The 25,691-nt window shown below is 35.0% G+C and carries 28 protein-coding genes and 1 pseudogene; all 29 read right to left on the reverse strand.

The window, feature by feature from the left end; genetic code table 11:
• Nucleotides 1-69: 69 nt before the first annotated feature.
• On the reverse strand, nucleotides 70-1,368 hold the full coding sequence (locus IPJ53_17595; protein ID MBK7800912.1) for an amidohydrolase family protein: 1,299 nt from the start codon (nucleotides 1,366-1,368) through the stop codon (nucleotides 70-72).
• Nucleotides 1,369-1,592: 224 nt separating this feature from the next.
• The gene (locus IPJ53_17600) at nucleotides 1,593-2,066 is read right to left on the reverse strand and encodes a DUF1772 domain-containing protein (protein ID MBK7800913.1); all 474 of its coding nucleotides are present in this window, start codon (nucleotides 2,064-2,066) and stop codon (nucleotides 1,593-1,595) included.
• 348 nt (nucleotides 2,067-2,414) lie between these two features.
• On the reverse strand, nucleotides 2,415-3,443 hold the full coding sequence (locus IPJ53_17605; GenBank protein MBK7800914.1) for a hypothetical protein: 1,029 nt from the start codon (nucleotides 3,441-3,443) through the stop codon (nucleotides 2,415-2,417).
• 268 nt (nucleotides 3,444-3,711) lie between these two features.
• Complete coding sequence (locus IPJ53_17610) at nucleotides 3,712-4,398, reverse strand: hypothetical protein (protein MBK7800915.1); 687 nt, start codon at nucleotides 4,396-4,398, stop codon at nucleotides 3,712-3,714.
• A gap of 21 nt (nucleotides 4,399-4,419) precedes the next feature.
• Nucleotides 4,420-4,644, reverse strand: a complete 225-nt coding sequence (locus tag IPJ53_17615; protein ID MBK7800916.1) for a hypothetical protein — start codon at nucleotides 4,642-4,644, stop codon at nucleotides 4,420-4,422.
• A 1-nt stretch (nucleotide 4,645) separates the two neighbouring features.
• Nucleotides 4,646-5,602, reverse strand: coding sequence for an aldo/keto reductase (locus IPJ53_17620; GenBank protein MBK7800917.1), 957 nt, complete (start codon nucleotides 5,600-5,602; stop codon nucleotides 4,646-4,648).
• A 278-nt stretch (nucleotides 5,603-5,880) separates the two neighbouring features.
• Nucleotides 5,881-7,356, reverse strand: coding sequence for a hypothetical protein (locus IPJ53_17625; GenBank protein ID MBK7800918.1), 1,476 nt, complete (start codon nucleotides 7,354-7,356; stop codon nucleotides 5,881-5,883).
• Nucleotides 7,353-7,784, reverse strand: coding sequence for a MarR family transcriptional regulator (locus IPJ53_17630; GenBank protein MBK7800919.1), 432 nt, complete (start codon nucleotides 7,782-7,784; stop codon nucleotides 7,353-7,355). Before IPJ53_17630 ends, IPJ53_17625 begins: the two co-directional genes overlap by 4 nt.
• 278 nt (nucleotides 7,785-8,062) lie before the next feature.
• A complete protein-coding gene (locus tag IPJ53_17635) occupies nucleotides 8,063-8,956 on the reverse strand; it encodes a trypsin-like serine protease (protein ID MBK7800920.1) in 894 nt (297 codons plus the stop codon).
• Nucleotides 8,957-9,265: 309 nt separating this feature from the next.
• Nucleotides 9,266-9,697, reverse strand: a complete 432-nt coding sequence (locus tag IPJ53_17640; GenBank protein MBK7800921.1) for a hypothetical protein — start codon at nucleotides 9,695-9,697, stop codon at nucleotides 9,266-9,268.
• A gap of 173 nt (nucleotides 9,698-9,870) precedes the next feature.
• Nucleotides 9,871-11,331, reverse strand: a complete 1,461-nt coding sequence (locus IPJ53_17645) for a serine hydrolase (protein MBK7800922.1) — start codon at nucleotides 11,329-11,331, stop codon at nucleotides 9,871-9,873.
• A 215-nt stretch (nucleotides 11,332-11,546) separates the two neighbouring features.
• Complete coding sequence (locus IPJ53_17650) at nucleotides 11,547-12,128, reverse strand: hypothetical protein (protein ID MBK7800923.1); 582 nt, start codon at nucleotides 12,126-12,128, stop codon at nucleotides 11,547-11,549.
• Nucleotides 12,129-12,441: 313 nt separating this feature from the next.
• Nucleotides 12,442-12,705 (reverse strand): FUSC family protein, encoded by a 264-nt coding sequence (locus tag IPJ53_17655; protein ID MBK7800924.1) that lies wholly within the window; start codon nucleotides 12,703-12,705, stop codon nucleotides 12,442-12,444.
• 204 nt (nucleotides 12,706-12,909) lie between these two features.
• On the reverse strand, nucleotides 12,910-14,298 hold the full coding sequence (locus tag IPJ53_17660; protein MBK7800925.1) for a serine hydrolase: 1,389 nt from the start codon (nucleotides 14,296-14,298) through the stop codon (nucleotides 12,910-12,912).
• Nucleotides 14,299-14,662: 364 nt separating this feature from the next.
• Entirely contained in the window at nucleotides 14,663-15,205 is a 543-nt protein-coding gene (locus IPJ53_17665) for a cupin domain-containing protein (GenBank protein MBK7800926.1), read from the reverse strand.
• A 77-nt stretch (nucleotides 15,206-15,282) separates the two neighbouring features.
• Nucleotides 15,283-15,876 (reverse strand): Crp/Fnr family transcriptional regulator, encoded by a 594-nt coding sequence (locus IPJ53_17670; protein MBK7800927.1) that lies wholly within the window; start codon nucleotides 15,874-15,876, stop codon nucleotides 15,283-15,285.
• 223 nt (nucleotides 15,877-16,099) lie between these two features.
• Complete coding sequence (locus tag IPJ53_17675) at nucleotides 16,100-16,288, reverse strand: hypothetical protein (GenBank protein MBK7800928.1); 189 nt, start codon at nucleotides 16,286-16,288, stop codon at nucleotides 16,100-16,102.
• 24 nt (nucleotides 16,289-16,312) lie between these two features.
• Nucleotides 16,313-16,837 (reverse strand): annotated as a pseudogene (locus tag IPJ53_17680) (GNAT family N-acetyltransferase).
• Nucleotides 16,834-17,019 carry a hypothetical protein gene (locus IPJ53_17685; protein MBK7800929.1) on the reverse strand — a complete coding sequence of 62 codons (186 nt, stop codon included), beginning with the start codon at nucleotides 17,017-17,019 and terminating at the stop codon, nucleotides 16,834-16,836. Before IPJ53_17685 ends, IPJ53_17680 begins: the two are co-directional and overlap by 4 nt.
• A 33-nt stretch (nucleotides 17,020-17,052) precedes the next feature.
• Nucleotides 17,053-18,099, reverse strand: coding sequence for a hypothetical protein (locus IPJ53_17690; protein ID MBK7800930.1), 1,047 nt, complete (start codon nucleotides 18,097-18,099; stop codon nucleotides 17,053-17,055).
• A 252-nt stretch (nucleotides 18,100-18,351) separates the two neighbouring features.
• Nucleotides 18,352-18,927, reverse strand: a complete 576-nt coding sequence (locus IPJ53_17695) for a hypothetical protein (GenBank protein ID MBK7800931.1) — start codon at nucleotides 18,925-18,927, stop codon at nucleotides 18,352-18,354.
• Between the two features lie 450 nt (nucleotides 18,928-19,377).
• Nucleotides 19,378-19,623, reverse strand: a complete 246-nt coding sequence (locus tag IPJ53_17700) for a hypothetical protein (protein ID MBK7800932.1) — start codon at nucleotides 19,621-19,623, stop codon at nucleotides 19,378-19,380.
• A 760-nt stretch (nucleotides 19,624-20,383) separates the two neighbouring features.
• On the reverse strand, nucleotides 20,384-21,460 hold the full coding sequence (locus IPJ53_17705) for a DUF418 domain-containing protein (GenBank protein MBK7800933.1): 1,077 nt from the start codon (nucleotides 21,458-21,460) through the stop codon (nucleotides 20,384-20,386).
• Between the two features lie 174 nt (nucleotides 21,461-21,634).
• On the reverse strand, nucleotides 21,635-22,705 hold the full coding sequence (locus IPJ53_17710; protein ID MBK7800934.1) for a hypothetical protein: 1,071 nt from the start codon (nucleotides 22,703-22,705) through the stop codon (nucleotides 21,635-21,637).
• 64 nt (nucleotides 22,706-22,769) lie between these two features.
• Nucleotides 22,770-23,000 carry a hypothetical protein gene (locus IPJ53_17715; protein MBK7800935.1) on the reverse strand — a complete coding sequence of 77 codons (231 nt, stop codon included), beginning with the start codon at nucleotides 22,998-23,000 and terminating at the stop codon, nucleotides 22,770-22,772.
• Nucleotides 22,997-24,043 (reverse strand): hypothetical protein, encoded by a 1,047-nt coding sequence (locus IPJ53_17720; GenBank protein MBK7800936.1) that lies wholly within the window; start codon nucleotides 24,041-24,043, stop codon nucleotides 22,997-22,999. Before IPJ53_17720 ends, IPJ53_17715 begins: the two co-directional genes overlap by 4 nt.
• Before the next feature lie 135 nt (nucleotides 24,044-24,178).
• On the reverse strand, nucleotides 24,179-24,910 hold the full coding sequence (locus IPJ53_17725; protein MBK7800937.1) for a hypothetical protein: 732 nt from the start codon (nucleotides 24,908-24,910) through the stop codon (nucleotides 24,179-24,181).
• A 14-nt stretch (nucleotides 24,911-24,924) separates the two neighbouring features.
• Nucleotides 24,925-25,083 (reverse strand): hypothetical protein, encoded by a 159-nt coding sequence (locus tag IPJ53_17730; protein ID MBK7800938.1) that lies wholly within the window; start codon nucleotides 25,081-25,083, stop codon nucleotides 24,925-24,927.
• Nucleotides 25,080-25,610: an RDD family protein gene (locus tag IPJ53_17735; protein MBK7800939.1), complete on the reverse strand. Its 531-nt coding sequence runs from the start codon at nucleotides 25,608-25,610 to the stop codon at nucleotides 25,080-25,082. The genes IPJ53_17730 and IPJ53_17735 overlap by 4 nt, the downstream gene beginning before the upstream one ends.
• Nucleotides 25,611-25,691 lie beyond the last annotated feature (81 nt).

Consider the following 25,691-nt stretch of genomic DNA (forward strand, 5'->3'; position numbering starts at 1 on the left):
TCAGCCGTTTTGCTGTCCATTCGGAACTGTTCTTTCTAAGTTCATACAAATGTTTATTCAATCACAAGGTCATTTCTTGATTTCGTTTTTGTAAACTATTCCATCCTTCATAACAAACTTTACATGTTCAAGTTTGGTGATGTCATCAAGTGGATTGCTTTCAACAGCAATTATGTCGGCAAGTTTTCCTTTGGTTATGGAACCTGTTCGTTCTTTCCAGTTAAGTAAGTCAGCTGCATTAATTGTTGCTGATTGTATAGCCTGTATTGGGGTTAATCCAAACTTTACCATGTAGTAAAATTGCTTGCCATTCCATCCATGCGGGTAAACTCCTGCATCTGTCCCATAAGCAATTTTAACTCCTTCTTTAACAGCTTTCTGAAAATTTTCGCGCTGCAAACGACCAATCAGTTTTTCTTTATCAATTACTTTTTGAGGATATCCCTTTTTTGAAAACTCTGCAAGAATGTAATCATCATTGTATATATCAGCCACTAACCACACTCCTTTTTCCTTCATCATGCGAATTCCATCTTCATCAATTAAACTTCCATGCTCGATGCTAGTAACACCTGCCTGTATTGCCAGCTTGATGCCCTCAGTACCATGAGCATGTGCAGCAACGTTTCTGCCCCAGCGATGTGCTTCTTCCACAATCACTTTCAATTCGTCAAGAGAATATTGTGGAGCGCCAGCACTTTCTTCTTCGCTTAACACGCCTGCTGTTGCACTTACTTTTATCCAGTCAGCACCCCATTTAACATTGTTGCGAACGCGCTTGCGGATTTCACTCTCACCATCAGCAACACCAGTAAAATCTTTATTATACTTCCAATCAATGTTTGGATTAAAGCCCGTTAAATCAGCATGACCACCAGTTGCGCCAAGTGCAAATGTGGACACTAACATGCGTGGACCTTCAATATCGCCTCTGTTAATTGCATTGCGCATCGAAATATCCATAAGTTGGTCGGCACCCACATCGCGCACCATTGTGAAACCTGCATGTAATGTGCGCTTTGCATAAGTGGGAGCAAGCATGGCATAATCAATAGGGGTTTTTCTGAAAATATCTTCGTAATAATTATCACCCGGCTGAAACGTCAAATGAGTATGGCAATCAATTAATCCGGGTAATACTGTAGCATTACTAAGGTCTATGATTTCTGCATTTTTTGGAATTTCTATACTGCTTCCAATTGTAATAATCATATTGCTGTCAATCAATATTATTTGATTGGTCAGAACTGTTCCACTTAAAACATCAATCACTTTTCCTGCTTTGATTGCTTTAATTTTTGATTGAGCAAAGGATACATTGCACGCTGCAATTATTATAAGCGAAATAGAGAGAAGAAGTTTTTTCATTGTTTGAATTTTTGAGTTAGCATTATTGTTTATTCGGAGCGTTAAAATGAGTGCTAACGTTTTGCGGCTACCAGCAGTTGGCGACTTCTGGCACTACTTTTCAATAATAGCACTTAATTTTCTTCCAGCACAAATCATCAATAAAACACGAAACCGCCAATCGCTGGTAGGTGCTGTTATGCTTTCGTGCAAGTGTTCTCAAACGCTTGTTGATCAATTTGATTTCATTTTAGGACGGATTGATAAGAGCTTAATGCCCATATTGAAATAATTAACCCTCCAAGTATAATTACGACGCGAATTCTATTAAACAAAATCCATTTGTCAACAAGCAATTTTAGCTTGGTCGATTCATATTGTTTCGATTCAAAATAAACATTCATTGGGCGAAAAAATGTAACAACAGAAATCAAAACGAATATTGCAATAATCAGGTCAACCGCAACAAGACTACGAGTTAGTCCATTTTTATCCCAAACAAGAATTAGGGTGATGGAACAGGCAATTATAGATGCAAAAATTACAGGTGCAAAAAAATGCGTGTTATTTCCCTTATGAAAAAAGTTACTGTATCTGTTCATGTCTTCGACTGTTCCCGAAGACCAATTGGCAACATTCGCAACAATATTATGTAAATGTCCGGCGAAATGGAAACTATAAAGCAGCACAACAGACCAAAGAAAGATTGAAGTTATCATATATTTTCCATTTTAATTTCGCCTACTCTATTTGGTTTTCAGCATCCCCGGCTTTATTACATTTTATTTCTTACTGTCAGTTTGAATATACTGTGTCTCCAAAGCATGAAGCATAACGGATTTGGTATACACGTAATCGCACCCACGGCGATTAGCCAAAAGTAAGAACTATATTTTTATTAACCGAAAAAAAATAAAAGAGAATGATTGAAGCCAAAAAGTGCAATTGAGTGTATACCATGTTTTGCGTTCGTGCTATTGGCTGTTCGGATTTCGTTTGCTCGAAGGCTGCACAGTTGATCGCTCCTTTTAATTTAATTGTCTTCAGAAGTGTGTCGTTTGTTATCTTCATTGTTGCTTAGACACTTTTTCTGAAAAATCGGTAAAGGACTTTCCATCGTAACGGAATATAAAACCACCCCTCGAACCGAACCAAAGTTGTCCATCATTATCTTGGGCAATAGTCATAACAGAATATAGCCAACCTTCTATATCTGTTAAAATTTCTTTCGCAGTAACGTTGGTAAAGGACTTTCCATTATAAGAACAAATGCCCACCCCAGTAAAATTGCTGCCGAACCAAATGTTCCCATTTTTATCTTCAAAAATGCATGAGACATCATTATTGCCCAGGCCATCCTTTTTTGAAAAATTCGTTATGACTTTCCCATCATAATGGTCAACACCATGGTTTCTGGTGCCAAACCAAATGTCCCCATTTTTATCTTCTAAAATGCACTTAATCATATCATCGCTAAGTCCATTGAAATGTGTAAATAATTTTCCATCGTAACGATACACTCCTCCATGAGCCCATGAGCCGACCCAAATGTTTCCAGCTTTGTCTTCTAAAATGCAAACAAGGACTTCATGGGATAAAAAATTAGTAAAGGTTTTTCCATCGTAATGATAAACACCGTTATTTAATGTGATGAACCAATAGTTTCCTGATTTATCCTGCAAAATACTACCAACTTGTTTTGGAAACTGGGAATAATAATCTTTAAGAGAATGAGCAGTACTGCTATCAGTTATAGCAATTGGAAAATCAATAAATATTTTTCCATCGTAGTAACAGACCCCAACATTAGTCCCGAACCAAAGTTTGCCCATGCTATCTTCATAAATGCAAGAAACATCATTGCTATTTAAACCGTCTTTCTCTGTGAAATTAGTAAAGGATTTTCCATCGTAACGATACACCCCTCTACCTAAAGCTGCAAACCAAATGTTTCCGATTTTATCTTTCAACGCAGCAGAAACAATATCACTTGCTGGGTCAGAGATATTAGAAATTCCAACTGTCTTTGTTGTGTCCTGCCCGTAGCAGGAAACGATAAAAAAGAGAAACAGCAAAAGGGAATAAGTTTTCTTCATTGTTTAAAGCTACTTAAATTTCAGTCTCATTATGTTACAAATTATTTTTTGTAGATTCGTTTCTTGCAGTCTGTTCGTTTTAGCAGTGCACCCATGCATGACGCATAACGATTTCGGGCTTGGCGAAGCTGGTGATTTTCACCACAAACCTGCCTGCCAGCAGGCAGGTGTTGATGCGGAGAAACAAACTTTGATTAACCACAAATGTGTCTGCGGAGCACTGAACCGCCACTTTTGCCAAACCCGTGTTATGCCCAGTGCTTACATCTTATTTATCCTCTTTACTAAATGCTATGTCAAGCACAAAAATAGGTTTAGAGCCATCGACAGGTATAACAGATATGTATGATATACCTACCCTATAGTATGGATCAAAGTGATCGAAGATTTTTCCAATACATTTTTCTGTGCTTTTTGAGAATTGTGCTTCCCATTTGTCATCCATTATTGAACTTGTGTCAGTGAAAATAGGATGAACCAAATTTAATATTCTTCCATACTCCATCTCAGCTCTGTCTTTATTGGAAAAGAAATATTTACACTCTAAAATCATAGGATGTTTAGTAGAGTCTTCTTGTCCCCCTTTTTCAGTAACCAGAGCAGCATTGCCATAAATCAACATAACTTGAATTGAGTCAGGGTTAGATTTAATCAGACCTTTGTCTGCTGTGATACCTTTGAAAAAGGACGAGGGTTGGTAGTCATTGAAAGTAGTGTCTGTTAAAATAAATCTCTTATCATTTACGATTACTTCACGAAGGTCTAAACGGGAATTTTCGAGAGGAAGGTTGTAAAAAATACTTTCGATAATCGGATGAACTTGTCTGGTTTGCACTGTGTCAGCCGTTTGATTTGTTTCTTTGGTTTGTGGGTTTTTAGTCCCAAAGTTACAAGCTGTCGTCCCTAAAGCTGCTGTCAAGGTCGTAACAGTTAAAATTAAAAGTGTTTTCTTCATTGTCTTACCGCTTTTAAGTTGTCAGTCTTGTGTCTGTTGTGTCTTCCTAGCATTGGGCATAACGTTTTCGGGCTTGGCGAAGCTGGCGATTTTCACCACAATCCTGCCTGCCAGCAGGAAGGTGTTGATGTGGAGAACCATACTTTGATTAACCACTACTGTGTCTGCGGAGCACTGGACCGCCACTTTTGCCAAACCCGTATTAGCAGTAGGCTTTTCTGTCTGTCGTTGAAGATTATCAGGCATTCTAATAACGATTTCCAATTGTTTCTGAAGGCATTGAATTTTGTATTGTAGCCAAATCGGTTTTAGTTAATTCCACTTTAAATGCACCTAAGTTCTCTTCGAGACGTTGAACTTTTCTTGTTCCTGGAATGGCTACGATTTCATCGTTTTGACTAAGAACCCAAGCAAGAGCAACTTGTGCTTTGGAAACTTTTTTGTCCAGTGCAATTTGCTCCACAACTTCTACAAATTTTAGATTTTCCTTTATCGCTTCGTCTTTAAATCTAGGAAGTGTAAGACGCCAATCACTTGCTTCTAAATCTGCTCGACTTTTGATTGCCCCTGTTAAGAAACCCCGACCAAGAGGACTATATGCGACAAATGTGATTCCGAGTTCTTGACATACATCCAAAATCTCTTGTTCAGGTTCTCGGCTCCACAACGAATATTCATTTTGCACCGCAGCAAGCGGGTAAACCGCATGTGCCCTTCTTATCATCTCTACATTCGCTTCGCAAATGCCGATGTGTTTTACCTTTCCTTGTTTTACCAAGTCACTCATTGCGCCAACAATTTCTTCAATTTCTACTTTCGGGTCTTGACGATGCATGTAATACAAATCAATTGTATCAACTCCCAAATTTTGAAGACTTTGTTCGCAAGCTTGGTTGACGTATTCTGGCTTGCCGTTAAGTCCAAGAAACTCACCATTGGGTCCTCGCATTACAGCAAACTTGGTAGCTAAAATTACCTTATTCCAACGTCCTTTAAATGCTTTTCCTAATAGTCGTTCATTTGCTCCCCAACCATACATATCGGCTGTATCAAAAAAATTAACTCCTAAGTCAATGGCTTTATGCAATGTATTGATAGATTCTTCTTCGTTAAAAGAACCATAAAACTCTGACATGCCCATACAGCCAAGTCCAATTCTGTTAACTGTTAAAGTACTGTGTCCTAATGTTGTTGTTTGCTTCATTGCGTCTGTTTTTTTAATAATTAATCATGAATTTTTGTATGTCGTTTTTTAGTCGTTTTGGTTATGCACGGTCGTCCTTACAATGACCGCTAACGTTTTGAAAATAGACGTATGCAGGCTTTCGAAGCATCCTGTGTCTATACCTACAAAAGGTTATTTAAAGATAAATGTTTATTAGCGAGGTGCAAAATAAATTCGCGCTTCAGCGCACTTTAATGTCGCACCGAGCGATGACCGATTTCGCCCGCTTACATTTATTTGTTGTTACCTGCTGGGCTCTATTTGTCATCGATGAGTTTTTTAGTCAAGTTTAGTTCTAAGTCAATATTGCTTACTTTGTCTATTATGCTCGGTGTCACTGTGTAATTTGGAATTAGTCCTCTGTCCAGATATTGATAGTTTTCTACAGCCATTCTATAATTCATTAATGGAATTTCAATTCTTACTTTGGTATTCGGCAAAGTAAAGTCAGGCGTTGGTCCAGAACAATTACCATAATAACCACCCCCGCTTTCCTCGCCAATAAAAACTGCTTTGGTATGAAAATGAATCTGAGATAAAAATTCGCTGGTAGTCGAAAAACACCAGCCATTTATTAGCACGTAAATGTTTCCTGCGTAAATTGGAGATAAAGGATTCAGCCTACCAACATTGGGATGTTGGACATTATCAAATGTTCCTTCTTTATTCGGTTTTAACATTCCAGTTGGGGCTTTCATGTCGGGCCTATTTGTGTATTTAAAGCAATCAAAACTTTCTTTATTCATTCGTAATGACCTATAATAATCAAAAGGTTCAGTTACGAAATAAGAAAATAATATTCTGCCATATTCATCTGTCCCACCTCCATTGTCGCGAACATCAATAATTAAATTTGGAACATTGGTTGATTTCATTTTTTTGAATGAAACTTTAAGAAATTTTTCGAAGTTCATTTTATTTTTTTTGTATTGACCTTTGTCAAAGGATTTTATTTTTAAATAAGCATATTTTTTATCTTCGTTTATTTTAAAGTAGGCAGGTTTTTGTTCTTCAATTTTGTCAGGGTAACGCTCCTTCGCGATTTTTAGTAGCTTATCAAAGGTCAATCCTTGAAGCGTTTTTGTTTTAAGAGCTGTTTCGTTCAATGAAATATAATCTACGTTATATTGCTCTGCATAACCGTATAGCATACTGAAATATCGAGTGAAATATCGAGAGCTTGAAAGTAGTCTGTATTTATGGGTTAGATTATTACCATCGGATGGAAATATTTGTAGATATTCTTTGATGAAGCCTTCTATCGAATGGCCATTAATAGAAATAATTTGAGACCCAAGAAATTCCTTATCGTCAAGTGGTGAATAGTTTTTTCTAACATATAATTTATTATCAATGCAATAAACATTAAAAGGAATTGCTGTTGGTCCGTTATCCAAAGAGTCCAATTGTATTTTTGGAGGCACGACCCTTAAATGGCCATCACCAATTTGTGAAGCTACCCTGCACGTTAATAGAATAAATTCTCTTCCTGTCATTGCTTTGTTTAATGAGGAATAATTGGCATTAAATATAGAATCAATAATTGATTTTGATTTATAAAGATAAAGTCCGGGATGACTTTCCTCTATGGAGGATCTTAGCGCTGAAAAATCTTGTTTTAGTTCTTCAACTGTAAATACACTTTTATTCGAAAAGCTATTTTGTGCATCAAGATTATTGTGCAGACTTAAACAAATGAAAGCGATAGCTGTTAGGGTTAATGTTTTCTTCATTTAGATACATTTTCAGTGATCTTATTAAGTACATTTTTCAATAATTCGATTTCCGATTTGGTAATTCCGTTAAGTGCTTGTTTTCTGTTGGATTCAATGATAGGCGTCAATCTTTTAAGCATTTCGAATCCCAACTTTGTAATACTTAAATCAAATCTTCTTCTGTCGACTGAATGAAAATTCCTCTCTAAATACTTTTTGGTCACCAAAATTTCAATTATACGAGTGATTGAAGCGTAGTCTTTGAACACATTTATAGCTATTTGTTGTTGAGTCATGCCCGCATTATTCTCTATAGTTTTTAATACAAGCCATTGATCGATAGTAATGTCTAATCCTTTCTTGTCAATGCATTTTTGAGCGAACTGCCTGTATGATTTGATAGATTTTTCAACAGAGTAAAAGATTATTTGGTCAATCTTTTCCATGAATTTTATTTATTTGATACAAATATAGTTGATATATCAATTAAAATGTCAAAAAAGACATAATAAGTTCTCAAATTATTAAATTTTGATTGGTCTATAAATTGTCTAATGGAAAGTTTGTTGGTCTACAAGCCTTGCAGCTAACGTTCCCACGCTTGGCGTTCGTGTGGGTTTTCGGAGCACAAAACTGTCAACCCAGCACTAAAGCCCAATTGGAAAACTGAACTTGAATGTTACCACGTCACCCCGCATGACGCCAAACGTGTGTTACAGGCAGTTTAGTTTGTTTGTAAGCTAAGCCAATTCGTAAACAATGAAACTCTCGTCCCCTCCATAGTATGTCCATAATAACCTGATTTCATTAATTGATTAATATCAACACCACTACCAGAACAAATACCTATTAATTCCCATGCGTTATTCTTATTTCTAAATAGTCCACCACCACTGTCACCACCCGAGCAAATATATTCCAAAGGTCTTGGTACGGGACTTCCTATTTTATTACAGTCATTTCGTGTTGGATGGTCAAAGTCGCAAATCAGCAATGATTCACGATCTAAATATATTTGACCACCTATACTGTCTATTACATTTTCCCCGGCAATTTTTTTATTTTGTTGACTCACTAAATCAGGTCTGTTTGCTGGTCCTGATGCGCCATAACCAACACCAACTACAATCGAATTTAATTCGTCAAATGCAGTATTAACTTTTGCTGGTGTAATATTATGGATAGTTTTTTCTAGCTCTAAAAGAGCAATATCACACGACCCCTTAGTTAAACTGTCTAAATAGTTAGGATGAAGCAACAATTTTTTAACCTTAACTTTTTGTCCATTAAACATTAAATAGATCTTTGAAACATCAGTTACTCTATGATTGTAAGTAACATAAGAAACGGCTTTCACTCCATTAAATTCTATTGTATCTGGTCGGGTATCACTGTCGATAAATACATGTGCCGCAGATAAAACAAAACAGTCACTGATTAAAACACAAGACCCACTAGAAGTGCTGTCTTTATAAATTCTTCCCACACAATTAAATTCTTTCTGATTGGCTAAACTTAGGTAGTTTTTTTCATCAACGTCATGTCGGATAATTCCCGAGAAGAAAAGAAAGAATGATGAAAGGCTTAATGTCAAAATGATTACTCTGTAACGTTTCATAATATGTCTTTTAAATTGCCGCTAACGGCAGAGTGTGAAAATACCTAAATTCAATGCGTTTACAATGCAATATTAGAAAATTTCTAAGGTAGGTATCCGAATAAATTAAGCCTAGTTAGGAGTTTTTTCACAACCTGACGTTTTACAGCTTCCCGAAAGGCGGGACTTTTACCACAAAACTTGATTTGAAAAACGAATGTTTGATTTACTACAAAACTGTCCTTGGAACACGAAACCCCACCTTTTGGGTAGATGCTGTTAGAAGTTAGGCGTTGTAATCTTTCAGGCGTTTTCATTATTACGCTTGTTTTATTGATAAATTTCATACGGACTTGGTTGTCCATTATTCTTTAAAACTTTAATTATTCTAATTCTGTTGTAGCGTTGCAGGAAAATTGGATAAAAGTTTAGGTACAAATTTAAGATAGGTAGAAAAATCCAGTCAAAAATGGTCAATTTTCTATAAAGCATGAGCGTTAATCCAACAAAAATAATCGCACCAATTACATGTCGCCATTCGTAATTCCTCGTTTTCCTTTCGTATTTATATAACTCATTTATTTTGCCAGTATTACTTATCTTGATTTGCGTTATTTTTCTTTTTTGTCTTACAATGTCTCCTGTTGTAGGTAAATACTTTTTATATATTTTGATTCCAATCAAATCATAAATTGTTCTGTCCCGATAAAACTCAAATGTTTTCGGTGAAAAATAGAGTAATATTTGTTTTTTAAAATTCAAGGTTTTGTTGTGCTATACGCTTACTGCTAACGTTTGGCGATATGGTTAGTTGCCGATTTCGAAGCACTTTCCTATCAAGTTACAACCACTTTTTATACGAGCTGTACCGGTCGAATATGCACTGCTCCGGCAATTAACTATACAGTGTGTTATGCGTTCGGGCTTCTTTGTCACTATTGTTTCAATTTTTTAATCATCTCTTCTGCGTTTTGGTTCGTTTGGTCTAATTGTAAACTTTTTTCATAATTCTTTATGGCTGATATTTTGTCTCCTTTATTCATATACGCTTCTCCCAAACTATCATAAGCGTTAAATGAATTGGGATTGGCAATACTATTTAATGTAAAAATCCAAATTGCTTCATCAAATTTGTTTTGCGATAATTGCTCGTAGCCATTTCTAATTAAAAGATATTCTAAAACATCTGTGTTTGAAGGTCTTTTTTTATATTTTAACGCAGCTACTTCTAATCCTTTATTCAAAATAATTTCAATTATTTCTTGGGTAAATTTCTGATTGTTTTCATTGTCAGGCTTTGGAATAGTTGGTTTGTAATTTTTCTCAAAAATTATCTTAGCAATTTCAAAGGTTATTTGGTCTGTACCACGAAATGTTTTGTTTGACATTAAAATCAAAGTTGTATTCTCCTCAATAAATCGCATGAAGTCTGCATAAAATATATTATTTGTACCATTATGCCAAACCCGAAAAGTATTTCTTTTTGTCCTGGAAACATCCCAGCCATAAGCATAAATAGCATTGTTGTTCTCGTTTGCCCTGATTATTGGGTGGTACAATTTTTCTTTTAATTCTTTCGATAAAATATTTTCAGTCATCAGCGATTTATGCCATTTAAACAAATCTTCTGTAGTCGAAAGTATTCCTCCATTTCCTAATAAGTGAAGGTAAGGTGCACTTTCATTCCACTTTTTATCTGTTGGTTTTCCCCATAGCGTATTATTTTTACCATAACCTATAGCGATTAAAGCAGTGTCGAAGTTTGGTCTACTATAACCCGTTTCATCCATTCCTGAAGGTTTCCAAAGGTTTTCGCAAAGGTATTGCTCATACGTTTGTCCTGATACTTTTTCAATGATAAGGGCCAACAAGCTATACCCTATGTTTGAATATGAAAAATTTGAACCACTTTTAAATTGCAAAGGGGAAATCATAAGAGAGTCAAGAAAAGCTATTTCTGTTATTGGGTCGTAGTCTTCACCCAAATTACTTTGCAATCCTGATTGGTGTCTTAATAAATCGTGAATTGAGATTGTTGATTTATCAACCGGAACATTTTGAAAGTATTTAGTAATAGTGTCAGAAGTGCTTAATTTGCCTTGCATTTCTAATTTTAGAATGGCTGCTGCTGTAAATTGTTTTGTCAGAGAACCTATATCAAAAATTGTATTAGGTGTGTTTTTTACTTTGAGTTCTGCATTCCTAAAACCATAACCTTTTGAAATAACTATCGTTCCGTCAAGTTCTATAAGCACAGTTCCTGCAAATCCAAGTTTTTCATATTCTGTTAAGTAGGATTCAATTCGACTAATTACTTCAGAAGAGTTTTTAAGTTGTGCAAATGACGTTGTATTAAAAAGCAAAGTCATAAATATCGCAATTGAAATTCTTTTCATTTTTTGTCTCTTAATATTAATAGTGTCCCTTTTTCAGCCTGACGCATAACGCTTTGCGGTTTTAAGAAGTTAGCGATTTCGAAGCACTATACTGTCTGCCACCTCTACACTTGGCACGAAGCATAAAGCTTCATAAAACCACTGAACCGCCAATTTCTTGTAGGTGCAGTTAGCGGTTCGTTGTTTTTTATTGTTCGTGGATCGCCTGTTTTCTTTCATTTAGCATTCTGAAATAATTTACTCTTTCCAAATACAATTAAAATGATTATCAAAATGATAAAATAGATAGTTGTAAAGGAACTTTTTAAAACCGAAAATACATTTGTAATCAATGTCAATATTATTGAATTGTCGGGATAGCTATTCAACATTGTAATTATTCCAATGTTTTCAAAATAATCAAAGAGTCCTGAAAAAAGAGGAAGAAAAGTTAAGTAGAATAGATAGCTTTCTATTTTTCCAAGCTTATTTAGAAAATATGCAAGAATCAAACAATAACTTACACCAAAAAGATAAGGATAAATCATATCAATAGGGAGCTGATTGAACAAATAAGCGTCCCTTCCTTTTTCGCCTAAAGTATTTAAAAGAGAGTTGACATATTCAACATTGTAACCGGTGGGCATCATATCTAACAACTTCATTCCTCCTGAAAAACTCATCACTTTCGGAATCGTTATTGTCAGCATAATTGCATATATGATATTCGTCAATATAAAAAGAAATAAAATTTTCTTGCCGCTTATGTTTCTTTTAATCAGGTCTTTCATTTTTTTTGTTTGTCTATAATCGAACATGTAGTCGTTTTTTACAATGACCGCGAACGTTTTACAGTTATGCGCAGGTAGGGATTTTTATCACAAAATTTCAATCGAGAACGGAACTTGAACCTACAACAAAACTGTCATAGAAGCTAATAACTCCTGCTAGGGTATAGGTGCTGTTGATGGCTGTTATTTGTTCTATATGCATTTCGTCTTACCCATAATATATCTTTGTTTTAAAAAAGCGACAATCGCTATTCTAAACCTTTTTATAGGTTTATAACCTATTCAACCTTGTCATGATTTCTGTTTGCAAACTCGCAATTATTCAATTTATGGTCATTGCTTATTTCAATTCTCTTTCTTTTAACAATTTGTCTAAGACTTTCACTCTTATGTTTTTAGGGTCGTTTACAAACTTGTGAATAAAATACAATGGAATTAATGTTAAAAACCCCCAAGTGTTTTGAGCAACGCTGTAAATAACAATTCCTGCAAGAAACCCAATAAGTAAAGCATTGGTTAACGAAAACGATTTCATTTTTTTGGCTTCGTCTAATAGTTCTTTGTCAGTTAATACAGATAGCTCTTTTTCTGCTAACTCTGTCATTTCTTCTTTTTTCATTCTTTTAGTTTTTTAGTCATAAGAGTAATTCAGTGTCAGTTTTATAATTGCCACCAACGTTTCCGCACCAGAGGCAGTCGCGGTTTGGGAAACGAATTTTCACAATTAAGAGAAAACGAAGTTAGGAATAAGGAACGAACAATGAACCAAAAACCATCGATTGCGTTTGACGCGTGTTGGTGGCATATTTTATTTTGTTCGTTTTGCTTCAATTTTATTTTCATTCTGCAATAAATATACTTTTATTACTTCGCCGTTTTCATTTTTTTCAAACTGTAGTTGTGCATCCACAACTTTTAAGAAAAAGAACAGTTCGCTTTCAGCAAAAATTGGAAATGAACTTTGTCCTGTAAGCTGAATGAATAACTGATCTTTCTCTAATAAAATTTTAATTTCAAAATCTTTTTCAACTTCATATATTCCAACAAATTGCTCTAACTGTTCAATTCTTAATGGAATTTCTTTTCTTTCAGTCGCTTTAGGTATTGGTTTATTGTATAGTATTGCTCTAATTGATTTTACAGGAATTGAAACATTCTCGTGATTTTGAAGTATAATAATTGTTTTATCGTTTGTAATATGCCTGTCAATGATTGTTTTATAACCTGGCCAACCACCGCTATGAGCTACAATTTTTCCAAAATCAACATTTTCCTCAATAAACCAACCGAACCCGTATTGAGTTTTTGATTTATCATTTAACGTCGCCACTTTAAAAATTTCTTTCATTCCATCTGCTGAAAGTAAATTATTTGTATATAAAGCTCTATCCCATTTTAATAAGTCAATTACAGTAGAGTTTACTGTACCATCACCAACGATTCCATCAAGCCACACAACATATTTAGTCTCAGCAAAGTCATCTGGCAAAATATATTTTTTTAAACTGTCTGAATATACATAACCTAATGCATAATTATTTATTTGTTGAGATGTATATCTTCTCCTAAAAACTGTTGTATTTTTCATCTTCAATGGTTTGAAAATTACTTTGTTTAAATAAGCTCCGTAATTCATTCCCGATACTTTTTCAATAACAGAAGCCAAAAGAGCATAACCTGTATTACTATATTTCCAATTGGTATTTGGTTCAAATAAAATTTTAGGATTATGCTTTGCATACAAAGTGATAATATCTTGATTTATTGCAATTTTATTTTTATCAAATAAGGTGTCCATTACTTCTTCATAGTCAGGAAGCCCACTTGTGTGGTTAAGCAAATTTCTAATTGTAATACCTTTATAGATTGATAGTTCAGGAATATATTTAGTAAAATTGTCATCTAAACTCAACATTTTTTTTTCTTTCAGTATCATAATCGCCATAGCTGTAAATTGTTTTGATACTGACGCCAATTCAAAAACTGAATTTTCATCTAATTTTTGCTTTTTTTCCTCATTACCATTTCCAAAACTGTATTTATAAATTACAATACCTTTTTCTGCAATAAGAACATTTCCATTTATTTTTTGGACAGAGTATAATGAGTTAAGTAAACTGTCAATTCTTTGAATTCTGTCTTGTCCAAATGCAGTTTGTCCTAATAGTAAAAGTAGGAATGTAGTTATTAGTTTCATTTTTGATTTTTTATGTTAGATTTCCAATTTTTAGGCAAAATTGCCACCAATGGCAGAGTGTGAAAATACCTAAATTTAATGCGTTTACAATGCAATATTAGAAATTTTCTAAGGTAGGTATCCGAATAAATTAAGCCTAGTTAGGAGTTTTTTCACAACCTGATGGTTTGCGGCTTGGCGAAGGCGGGTAATAAAAGCTCGTCACTATCGCACCGCACCAAAGTTAATTAAAAGCACAAATGCTTAAAGTTCCAACTAAACTCCCGCTTTCGCTAAGCCCATGTTATGCGTTCGTGCTACTCTGTCAATGCAGTCTGACTTTATCGGTTTTACATAAAGTTGTTTGAATAATTGTTTCACGATTCTAGAACGAAGCTTTGTGGTCTTTAAGCGATTTCACTTTAGGTTTGATAAATAATCCAGCGATAGCTGCAAAAATCGTGAATATAATGCCGGGTGCACCAGCAAACTTGTATTGTCCGTGAATTTGTTTGAGTATAAAGTCAAAATCAACTATCATCTGAAAACCCGGTTTATTGGGATTAGATTGACTGTTTAATGAGTCAAAACCCTGTACCAACATATAGTCAATGTCAAGTGCAGGTTTGTATGTGGCTCTAAACTTTGTCTCTCTGTCAAGCGGATTTGAAAAGGTGTGTGCCGTGTTTTCTGGAACAGTAAAACTTTGTCCTTCTTCAAGAACAATTTTCTTGCCTTTAGTCGAAAGCTCAAGTTTGCCTTCAATAACTTCAAAAATTTCGTCTTGCAATGGATGAATATGTGGCGGTGGACCCTCTTGTCCAGCTGGAATGGTGCAGATAATTTCTGTAAATGCACCTTCAGTGTCCTTACCTGTCTTTACAAAGGTGATTGTTTCACCAGTCGATTTTAGTGTTATAGATGTCATTTTACCCACAGAATTTATAGTAGAACCATTATTTTTGCTAAGGTCAGAGTTCTTCTTAAAACTGAGTGTGATTCAAATCACAAAATGCTGCTTACTGATATTTTTGCTCTTATTCTGCTGAGTGTTTCTCTGGAAATTCCTAAATATTGGGCAAGATGCGTTACCGAAATACGCTTTACCAAATCGGGATTGGTATCCAGCAAATACCTGTAACGCTCTTCGGGGTTGGATTTCATCAGCAAGTTGACATGCTCTTTATAATTAAGCATAAGTATTTCTGCCACTTTTCTGCTAACTCTTTCAATGGCGGGAAACTCAAGCATAAAATGTTCCCAATTCAGAAGGTTAGATTTGATGGTAAGCAAATCGCAATCTTCCAATGCCTGAACACAATGTTCAACCGGCTTACCTGAACAGTCGTGAATAAAATATTCCTCCTGATAAAACTGAATTATTTTTTCGTTGCCATTATCTTCAGTAACAAATTGCCGTAAAACGCCAAAGTTTACATACGCTTCAAAGTCAGGAGTGTCGCCCTCTTGCCACAGGTATTGCCCTCTTTTTAAAGTTACATGCTTTGAATGAGCCAATATTTCCTTGAGTGCAAAAATTTCTTCATCGCCAAGTTGTTCAAAGCGGTTATACGTTTTTATGATGTTGTCTATACTCATTTGTCAAGGTATTTGATTTAGTTGAAGTTTATTTATTGTAACATAGCTGTCTGGTTTGCACGGTCGCTCGTAGGGTTTCCGCTAGCGTTCCCACGCTTGGCGCTGTGAGGGGGGGGAAACTAAATTGTCTGCCAGCACGAATTTACAATAGAAGAAAAAACTATTAATGAACCACATCAGCCCCCATTGCGCCAAACGTGTGTTATCGGTTCGCCAGTTTATTTTATGTCTGTTCGTTGTCAATATTTTTCTTCTTTCTGGTGGCAATTCCACTTATCAAAAAAGTCACAGATAGAATTATCAGAAAAGCTTTGAACCAACCTGAGTCTCCATAAATTTCAGTAAATTCCATTACTAAAAATACGACAAAGAAAAATCCTGCAAGAAAAAAGTAATTGGTTTGTTTATTCATAATTTTAAAATTGTTTGTATGTTGTCATTTGCTTTTAAGTTTAGCGTAAATGTCCAAACTTATAAATTTCACATTTTCTCATTGTCCCTTCGTGTTTGAAGTCAAGTTTTTTCATTGCGTTTTGCAGTTCAAATTGTCTATTTGTACAAGTCCTTCAATTCTATGTGGTCCAAGTTTGTCAAAACCGCAATTGCAAATTATCAGCATTGCTTCTGTCATAATTCCCTTTCCCCAAAACTCTTTCAAAAGCCAAAGTCCGATTTCTGCTGTTTTGTGTCCTTTACTTAAACTGTTTAGTCCACCTACTCCGTAAAAAGTTTTATTGTCTAAAGAGCAAACTGCCCACCACATCACTGTCCCATCTTCTTCTAAGTCTACAAAATATTTCATTTGGGCTTTTGTATCTTCAAGTGTTTTGTAAATTACTCCGTAATATTATATGATTGCCGGGTCTGAAAGTCCTTTGTAAACATTCTCTGAGTCACAATCAATAAATTGTCTTAGTAAGAGCCTTTCTTTACTTATTGTTGGTAAGTCTACCGCTATCATTTCTTTTTTAATTCTTGTTTGTTGTGTCGTCCTTTATGCTGACCGCTAACGGTTTCGGGCTTGGCGAAGGTGGCGAATTTCACCACAAACCTGCCTGCCGGCAGGCAGGTGTTGATGCGGAGAACCAATGTTTGATAAATCACAAAACTGTCTGCGGAGAACGGAACAGCCACTTTTGCCAAGCCGCTGTTACCTGAATGTGGTTTTGTGCATTTCTATTCTTGATAAAAATTAAATGTTTTTCCGTCAAATTTACACAATTTTGTGCTTAAACTTTTAAACCAAATATTTCCTTCTTTGTCTTTTAAAATTCCTGTACAGAAAAAGTTTGATGCATTGTGCAATACTCCAATTTCAGTTGTGTAATTGATAATATTTTTGCCGTCATAAAAAGTAACACCATCATTTTTACCATTATTAAACCAAAGATTTTTGTTATTGTCTTCTACCATTGTAAAGACCCAATCTTTCAGTACAATAGATGAAAAAGACTTGAATGATTTGCCATCGTAAATATACAAGCAAGGTTTGAATCTTGCGTTAAACCAAACATCGCCATTGCTTGATTGCATCAATGGTCGTACCCATTCGATGCTGTCAACATTATAGTGATTTAATGTTTTGCCATCATAGCAAAACAATCCGTCTGAGCCTCTGCCACCAAACCAAATTTTTCCTGATTTATCTTCAATGATTGATTCAGGTCCAAAAATTTGCCCGTCTGAAATTGCATAACCAGTATTGTTTTGCACTCCATCATTCTCGGTGAAATGAGAATAATTAGTGCCATCAAATTTGTAAATACCTTTTTGATTACCAAACCAAAAATTTCCCTTGCTATCTTGTAAAATGCAGTTGATAAAATTTTCAATATGAGAATATACATTGCTACTCGTTTTGGAGTAATTTATTCTTCCTGTTATAGTTGGAATGGTGATAACCGAAAATTTTCCATTCTCATAAGTAGTAATTCCATCAGCAGTAGCTATCCAAATTTTTCCCTTGTTATCTTCTAAAATTGATAGAACACTATTGCTGCTCAACCCATCTTTTTCTGTATAATGTTTGAAAACATTGGTTGACGGACTATAAACTGTTACACCAACTGAGTCATCATACCAGATATCGCCATTTTGATCTTGAATAATTGATTGGCTTGCTATAGGCTGAATTATTGTTATTCTAGCGTCTGGAATTTCCGCTTGGGTAGTTGTTTTCACTTGTCCATTGCAAGAAGTAAAAAAGGATAATAAAATTGTCAAGCTGTAAAGTTTAATTCGTGTCATTTGTATATTGAAATCCATTTTTTTAAAGTAAAATTATTGCAGTCAGTGTCAAGTTATCAGTGTCCCCAGCCATTGCAGGTAACGTTTTGGCGCTTGGCGCAGTGGCGGATTTCGGAGCACTAAACTGTCAAAACACCATCCCCTAAAACTTTGGGGATTGATGCGAGGTAGAATGTTCAATTAACCACGTCACCCGCCATTGAGCGAAACGCCTGTTAATGAGCGTTTTTATTCATTGTCAGTTTCAAAGTTGTTAATTGTTTGTCTATACTCCTTGTCCCAAAGTCTATACGAAAAATAAAAAATTGAGATTATCATTAGTCCATAAATAACATATAATGGTCTGCCAACTAAATCTCTAAAAGAATTGTAAAATGAGATATTATAGAATTGACATAAATTATGAACTGTTGCTAAGAAACTTACAAATATAAGAACTCGAACTAAAACATATCCTGAATGAGCAAGAAGCGTCTTTTTATTTTTTGGTGTCTTATAGAAGATTTCAAGAAATCGTCCCTTTTCATTAAAGTATAATTCTGAAACAAAGTCAGTCAGAGTATTTGAAGAGGACTTGATTTTTGTCGAACGATACTTAAACGTATAATAGTAAAATGCATAAATAATTAGTCCAACAACAATTACGTTGACTATAATTAAACCAGTCCAGCCAACGCCAAAAAATTTGTATAAAGGGTTTTGCTCACCTGTCGGGTTGTCAAAAAACCAAAGGCTCGTTGAATAGAAGTCACAACCTCTTGCAAAGAGAAGAAGGGATGTCAGCAGAAGAAATTTCTGTTTCATGATATTTGTCGTTTGAATGTTTTTGTCGTTTTAAAATGCCCTATAACGTTTTGGGCTTGGCGAAGGCGGCGAATTTTACCACAAACCTGCCTGCCGGCAGGCAGGTGTTGATGCGGAGAACCATACTTTGATTAACCACTACTGTGTCTGCGGAACACTGAGCCGCCACTTTTGCCAAACCCGTGTTAGCGGTTCGTTGTTTTCTAATTTAAGATTCTGTGTAACCATTGTCCAAACTCATAACCATTTCGCCATAGTGCTATTGCTAGTGCAACTACTATAAGTGGAAATAAAATTTTAAAGTAATTGGATTTGAAAAATTCTTCTTTTGTCATAATTCTATTTGTTATTTTGGATTTGCAAATGCTATATATGTTAATTTAATACTTTTTATCATTTTAACTAATGTAGTGTCTTGTTTTATTACTTGATATTTTATTTCTGTAACACTTAATTTTGCAGTTTTGATGGTTGTCTTACAATGACCGCTAACGTTTTGGGCTTGGCGAAGGTGGCGATTTTCACCACACACCTGCCTGCCAGCAGGCAGGTGTTGATGCGGAGTTCGCCAGCTGGCGGATGATTAACCACAAATGTGTCTGTGGAGCACTGAATCGCCACTTTTGCCAAACCCGTGTTAGCGGTTCGTTGCTTATATTTTTTGTCCTTCCGATTTAATTTGTATAAAATCTTCATATCTGGTAAAATACTCTAGTCCTAAAACCAATAGCATCGAGCTTAAATTATATACTTTCTGCATTATGACTGCCAAACCCAAATAACCAAAACCAAATAGGGAAAAGAAACAGTAAAAAGTCAATAAGCAAATAATACAGCAGAATTTAAGTAAATGAAGTTTTGACTTTAGGATAAATACCGTGATAGTAAATAAACCAAGCAATGTTAAAATGATCGATATTGTTCCCAGGTCATGCAAAGGTGTTGCAATTAGGAAAATAAGTAACATATTGGTAGCGCCTATAAATTTTAATATATTAGCCCATTGTCTTGAAGGGATCTTTTTTGACATATTGATAAAAAAAATTCCATAACCAACCGAGTGGAATGCCATTCCTATAAGTGCCCAAATCCGGCCGGGGTTTTCTGAACCATTTAACGCTTTTGGTGCAAACAAATTGCTTAGGAAATTTTTTGACCAGTCAAACCCTATAGAATTTTTGTCAAGCAATGAGCCGCCAGGATAAACTAAGGTTGCTATTATTATAAAAATTACGGAAATGACCAAACATATCAAAACCGAATATTTCTTAACCATTTGTTTAATTGTTTAACTTTCCATTTGTCGACTAAGTGATGTGTTGTTTATAGCAAGTTAGTTTGCAATGACCGCTAACGTTTCGCGTGCAGGTGCTCGTAACCCGTGTTGCGCCTGCGGCAGGGTTATGGCACTTGCACGCTGTTAGTGGCAGTTTTTGTTTTCATTGTTCAACTTTATTTAGTCAGTTAATTTCCTCATTACCCATTCTAATGGTCCTGATTTCTGATATTTTGTCCAAATAACAGCAAAGACAACACATAAAATACCGAAAAACAAGGCATAAGGCAACGTAAAGTCAATTGGGTATTTCCCCATTTTTGACGGGTTAATTTCTTCAATAATTCCCATACCAATTATGACGTGTGCCAAATAAAATGTCAGTGCCAATTGTCCTGTTTTATGAAGTGACTGAACTAGAAAACTTGCTTCATATTTACTGGACAATAGGATACAAGAGGAAATTATCATTAAAGCAAAACTACATCCTGTGAGCATATAAATTGGCAAAGGTGGCATTGGCTCTAAACCTAAAATTTGTGTAAATATTTCTTTCGATTGCTGTTGTCCTTCGGATAAAATTTCAATGCTTGAAAATGAAATAATGTGCATTGTCAAAAACAGAATAAGGCTAAATAAAAAAGCCTTTTTTAAAAATCTTTCATTCATCAAATCTTGCCGTCCAAACCATAGTCCGAGGAATATAAAAGCTAACCAAGGAATTACTGGGTGAAATCCATTAAAAAACAGATTTCTAATAAAACCAATTGGTGTCCAAAAGTCTTTGTATGCTAAGGTTTCAAAATTCCACGCTGTTTCATAATTTAAAAAGGATAGCAAAATTGGAAAAAGTAAAATCAGAAACCCTGTCATTATTAATAGTGTTTTGTTTGAAGTATTTAAAAAAAGTAATAGAATTGACATATAAATTGCATAATAGTGCAAGATATCCGCTGGCCAAATAAGAAAGTATGAAAGTCCTAAAATGAATAAAAAGAAACTTCTCTTTAGAATTTGAATTTTACTTTTTTTTAATTTATCAAAATCACCATTTTTAAGGGTAGAATTTGTCATTAGTGCAATTCCAACACCCGCCAAGGTGACGAATGTCGCAGATGCTTTACCGTCAAAAAAGCCAGCAAAATTCTCCATCCATTTTGTACCCTGTCCACCGAGAACCAATTTAAAATTAACGATTATCATTCCGATTATTGAAATGGCTCTTGCTACATCTATTCCTATTATTCTATTATTCATTGTTGGTCTGTGCTGTTCTGGTAAAATTGCCGCTAACGGTTGGCAGCTACCCGAAGGTGGCCATTTCGTAAACGAAAACTGTCTGCCAGCACTAAACTTGATACGAAGCACAAAGCTTGATTTGACCGCTGTACCGCTACTTTTGGGTAGGTGCTGTTATGCGTTCGTATTTTGTTACCAAGGTCCATCCTTTGTAATATTGATAAATCGTCCGTTTTCTAATCGGTAGGCACCACCATAACCCACAAACCACATCCTTTCTGACTGGTCTTTGTAGATTTGAAAAACTACAGGCCCTTTATTTTCTTCTGATTTTTTAAATTCTGTAATTTCTTTGCCATCATAAGTATATAAATAATGTTGATTTACTACAAACCAAATTTTCCCATCTTTATCTTCGGCAACACTACCTATGCCTTTACCTAGTTCGATATTACTATTTGTGATTTTTTTTGCTACACCATTAGATAAAGTATATAATCCTTCTTTTGATGTGATCCATAAAACTTCTGATTTATCTTCAAATCCTATACTAACAAGATTGGTTTTAATTCCCATATTTTTCGACACATAAGTCAATGTATTGTTTGAGTACGAAAAAAGCCCTGCATTTGAGGCTATCCATAATTTTCCTTTCCTGTCAAGTAGTATTTTGTTTATCATTTTAGCGCTCGATACGCCCACTGTAGAATCTTTTATGCCCAACGGGAGTTCGAAGTTTGAAAAGGTTTTTCCATCAAATATACAGGCGCCTTCAATGGTTCCTATCCAAATTTTCCCTTCGGCATCTGAATTTATGCACCACACATCATTGCTTATTAAACCATCTGACTGGTAATAATTTTTTACTGTTTCGCCCTTGATGCTACTTATCCCGTCAGTATGCCCAAGCCAAATTGTTCCATCTTTATCCTCGGTAATATCCTTTATGGTTACTCCCGTACCTCTTTCACTTTTTATACTGTCCATATGAATCAATGAATGACCTATAAGTCTCCATGCACCACCTTCAGCTCCAAACCAAATATTACCCTTACTATCTTGAAACATCATTCTTACAACTTGACTTATCTGCTCTTTTGATTGTCTATATTCTAAAGTTGAATTATGAGCTGTTTGCCTTAGCAGTAATGTGTTTTGTGTATCATTCTTATTTACCTGTCCATTGCAAGAGGATATTAAAATGGACAGTGTTATGACAATTAACGTTTTTATTCTCTGAACTAATATTTTCTCTTTTTTCATTTTTTCATTCTTTATATTCTGACTAACGTTTTTAAAAATTATTAAATTTCAAACCATTGGAATCTTATAAAAAGTTAGCATGAGAAATTATTTTCGTTTCGAAAAATGGGGAATGACGCATAACGGTTTCGGGCTTGGCGAAGGTGGCGATTTTCACCACAAACCTGTCTGCCAGCAGGTAGGTGTTGATGCCGAGTCCGCCAGCTGCCGGATGATTAATCACAAAACTGTCTGCGGAGAACGGAACCGCCACTTTTACCAAACCCGTGTTAGCGGCTGCTCTTTTTTCTTTCATTTAGGTATATATTTTTCAAAGGTGTCTCCGTTAAACTTAAATACTCCGTTGTCAGGTGTTCCAAGCCACAAGTTTCCTTGTTTGTCTTTATACATTGAAATCAAATTTACTTCTTTTTTGTCTTCTATGACCTTATAGTTTGTAATAGTTTTTCCATCATATTTATATACACCTTGGCTCCAAGTTGTTAACCAAATATTTCCTTTGTTGTCTTCTACAATGTGGGAATAATAAACGTATTTATCACCGTCAAATATTTTTTCGTTTCCAATACCTTCCGTTTTTCTGTATTGAAGTATGTCGCTTTTTGCTGTCTTCTCGTAATCGAAAATATACTTATGCCAAGTGTTACAAATCCAAAAACTGCCTTCCTTGTCTTCAAAAATAGAACGAATACCAAAAGTTCCGCCATTTGGTACATAGGTCAAATCGTCTTCATACATCCATTTTACTGTTTGTCCATCAAAACGACAAGCTCCAAAAACAGAAGTGCCAAACCACATTGCACCTTTTCTGTCTTTATAAATGGAATACACTTCATAAGGACTAAAAAAAGAATTGATAATTCGTGGATAAATTTCATCGTGAAGATAGTGCTTGGGAAATTCCAAATTATATAAATATTTCCCATCATATCGATAAGCACCTTCATGTTTTTTGCCTAATATATTAAACCATAAATCATTTTCTTCTAATTTCCATTCTTTACTTTTGATTGGTTGCAAAGTAGTAAATGTCTTTCCGTCAAACTTGTTGATACCATCAAAAGTTGAAATAAATATATTCCCAAATTTGTCTTCTTGAATTTGTCTTATAGTGTCGTTGGCAAGTCCATCTTTTGTTGTGAAATTGACTATCGTTTTTCCGTCATAACGATACACACCTTCGCCATTACTACTAAACCAATAGTTGTTTTTTGTGTCTTGAAAAATATACCATAAATGTTTGCTAAGTTTATTTACAGATTTTCCAATAGTCTTTTGTCCGTTACACGAAGTGAATAATGTAAGTAATGTTAAAAATAAAATTAAGTTCTTCTTCATTGTCTGATTATTCAATGTTTACGGTGTCTCGGTAGAGTTGCCACCAACGTTAAGTATATGTGGAGTGCGACCGTTTGGGGAGCATTATCGCATATACATTGTTGTGCTCTCGTTATTTTTCTTAAAACTTTATCATTAGTTGCTTAAAGTAAGAATATGCCTTTCAATTTGGGCTAGAAGGGAATTGACATCTTTGTGGACCGTTTTATATTGCTTCAGCATAAAGTTTCGGATAAAGAGATTCATCTTAAGGGTTTCCTGAAATTTCCGATTATCCATCAATGCCTCATGACTTACTGGCTCAAGAGAAACCCAAAATTGCTCTATGTTGATCAAGTCAAGGAACTGTGGATAAAAGGTATTCCATTGATGACCATCGTCCACTCCTTTTGTCACATTTTCCAGGTAGCTATACTTGACTGTATACAGGTTAGAGATTGAATTTCTGAGTGAATCGTTAGAAACTAGATCCATTCCTACAGATTTAAGATTCTCCCAGGCCGCAGTGTTGTTACTTAATTGAAAATTGCCAATAATGTTTCCGTAGTATGGCTTTAAGGAATCATGCATCGGCACCCTCTCTTGCAATGCTTTCAAGATGATCTCGTTGGCTTGTATTCGCTTAGCACTCCCTTTGATGTTAAAATCGAGATCTTTAATGTCTATTTGAAGATTCTGACGCATTTCAGTGAGCAGGGTAAGCTCCTTCTGACGTTGGTTTTTACTGTCGTTGGCGTTATTGATGGAAAGTGCAATCAAAATTCCAATAACTATTAGTACAATTTCGCCAAACGCATATATTAGATATTTGTTGAACTTGCTTTCAGATAGCAATTTTTGTTTAATTTTATTAAAGAATTTTATCATTGGTTAGCTGTTAGTTATAATGGAGCACAACGTTTTGCAGCTACCCGAAGGGCGGGACTTTTACCACAAAACTTGATTTGAAAAACTAATGTTTGATTAACCACAAAACTGTCTTTGGAACACGAAACCCCGCCTATTGGAAATGTGCTGTTAGCAGCAGGTATTTTATTCATACCAGAGGGTATTTTGTTCTATACACAATTTTTGTCTTTGAAATTTTGTCATAAATACTACTTTCTCCTTTACTAATTAATATGGTAACAAAATATCCAAGTACAAATACTTGAGGGAGAATTAAAATAACCCAAGTCCAAAGTGGAGTTTCAATTCCATTTGAAGTATAATATATTGTCCAATGAATTCCTGTGTGAGCAAGTTCCCAAGGAAGGAATTTCAGAATATTTCTTAGCAAGATATTCTTGGCTGATTTATTTTGGTCTGTCAGTACGATTAACTTTTGTAGTTTTTTACCAACTGTCCCTCTCCAGCTACTTTTTTCTGTTAAATACGAATATGTAACTACTGGGAATGTTAGTGTCAAAAAACCAATCAACTGTCCAATAATTGGATTATTACCAGGTTTCCATACGAAAATAGAGAAAAATAAATTTGCAACTAAGAAAAGTAATGTCGCATATCCGGCTATAATTCCATAGTCTATAATACATGCTAAAATTCTATGTTTGAGAGTTTTTGTCATATAATTGCTGCTAACGTTCTGCCGCTAAAAGCTGGCAGGGGAATCAAAAGTAGTTAGTTTGGATTAAGAACCAAAAGATGA

Source organism: Candidatus Vicinibacter affinis, from assembly GCA_016714365.1.
Taxonomy (GTDB): domain Bacteria; phylum Bacteroidota; class Bacteroidia; order Chitinophagales; family Saprospiraceae; genus Vicinibacter; species Vicinibacter affinis.

Coding starts and splice junctions, on each gene's coding strand:
- IPJ53_17695 (MBK7800931.1), bottom strand. CDS start 18,927: ATGAAACAGAAATTTCTTCTGCTGACATCCCTTCTTCTCTTTGCAAGA.
- IPJ53_17670 (MBK7800927.1), bottom strand. CDS start 15,876: ATGAGTATAGACAACATCATAAAAACGTATAACCGCTTTGAACAACTT.
- IPJ53_17720 (MBK7800936.1), bottom strand. CDS start 24,043: ATGAAGAAGAACTTAATTTTATTTTTAACATTACTTACATTATTCACT.
- IPJ53_17675 (MBK7800928.1), bottom strand. CDS start 16,288: ATGAATAAACAAACCAATTACTTTTTTCTTGCAGGATTTTTCTTTGTC.
- IPJ53_17715 (MBK7800935.1), bottom strand. CDS start 23,000: ATGAAAGAAAAAAGAGCAGCCGCTAACACGGGTTTGGTAAAAGTGGCG.
- IPJ53_17600 (MBK7800913.1), bottom strand. CDS start 2,066: ATGATAACTTCAATCTTTCTTTGGTCTGTTGTGCTGCTTTATAGTTTC.
- IPJ53_17630 (MBK7800919.1), bottom strand. CDS start 7,784: ATGGAAAAGATTGACCAAATAATCTTTTACTCTGTTGAAAAATCTATC.
- IPJ53_17620 (MBK7800917.1), bottom strand. CDS start 5,602: ATGAAGCAAACAACAACATTAGGACACAGTACTTTAACAGTTAACAGA.
- IPJ53_17705 (MBK7800933.1), bottom strand. CDS start 21,460: ATGAATAATAGAATAATAGGAATAGATGTAGCAAGAGCCATTTCAATA.
- IPJ53_17725 (MBK7800937.1), bottom strand. CDS start 24,910: ATGATAAAATTCTTTAATAAAATTAAACAAAAATTGCTATCTGAAAGC.
- IPJ53_17610 (MBK7800915.1), bottom strand. CDS start 4,398: ATGAAGAAAACACTTTTAATTTTAACTGTTACGACCTTGACAGCAGCT.
- IPJ53_17660 (MBK7800925.1), bottom strand. CDS start 14,298: ATGAAACTAATAACTACATTCCTACTTTTACTATTAGGACAAACTGCA.
- IPJ53_17605 (MBK7800914.1), bottom strand. CDS start 3,443: ATGAAGAAAACTTATTCCCTTTTGCTGTTTCTCTTTTTTATCGTTTCC.
- IPJ53_17700 (MBK7800932.1), bottom strand. CDS start 19,623: ATGAAGATTTTATACAAATTAAATCGGAAGGACAAAAAATATAAGCAA.
- IPJ53_17650 (MBK7800923.1), bottom strand. CDS start 12,128: ATGTTCGATTATAGACAAACAAAAAAAATGAAAGACCTGATTAAAAGA.
- IPJ53_17645 (MBK7800922.1), bottom strand. CDS start 11,331: ATGAAAAGAATTTCAATTGCGATATTTATGACTTTGCTTTTTAATACA.
- IPJ53_17655 (MBK7800924.1), bottom strand. CDS start 12,705: ATGACAGAGTTAGCAGAAAAAGAGCTATCTGTATTAACTGACAAAGAA.
- IPJ53_17665 (MBK7800926.1), bottom strand. CDS start 15,205: ATGACATCTATAACACTAAAATCGACTGGTGAAACAATCACCTTTGTA.
- IPJ53_17735 (MBK7800939.1), bottom strand. CDS start 25,610: ATGACAAAAACTCTCAAACATAGAATTTTAGCATGTATTATAGACTAT.
- IPJ53_17710 (MBK7800934.1), bottom strand. CDS start 22,705: ATGAAAAAAGAGAAAATATTAGTTCAGAGAATAAAAACGTTAATTGTC.
- IPJ53_17625 (MBK7800918.1), bottom strand. CDS start 7,356: ATGAAGAAAACATTAACCCTAACAGCTATCGCTTTCATTTGTTTAAGT.
- IPJ53_17730 (MBK7800938.1), bottom strand. CDS start 25,083: ATGAATAAAATACCTGCTGCTAACAGCACATTTCCAATAGGCGGGGTT.
- IPJ53_17635 (MBK7800920.1), bottom strand. CDS start 8,956: ATGAAACGTTACAGAGTAATCATTTTGACATTAAGCCTTTCATCATTC.
- IPJ53_17595 (MBK7800912.1), bottom strand. CDS start 1,368: ATGAAAAAACTTCTTCTCTCTATTTCGCTTATAATAATTGCAGCGTGC.
- IPJ53_17615 (MBK7800916.1), bottom strand. CDS start 4,644: ATGCCTGATAATCTTCAACGACAGACAGAAAAGCCTACTGCTAATACG.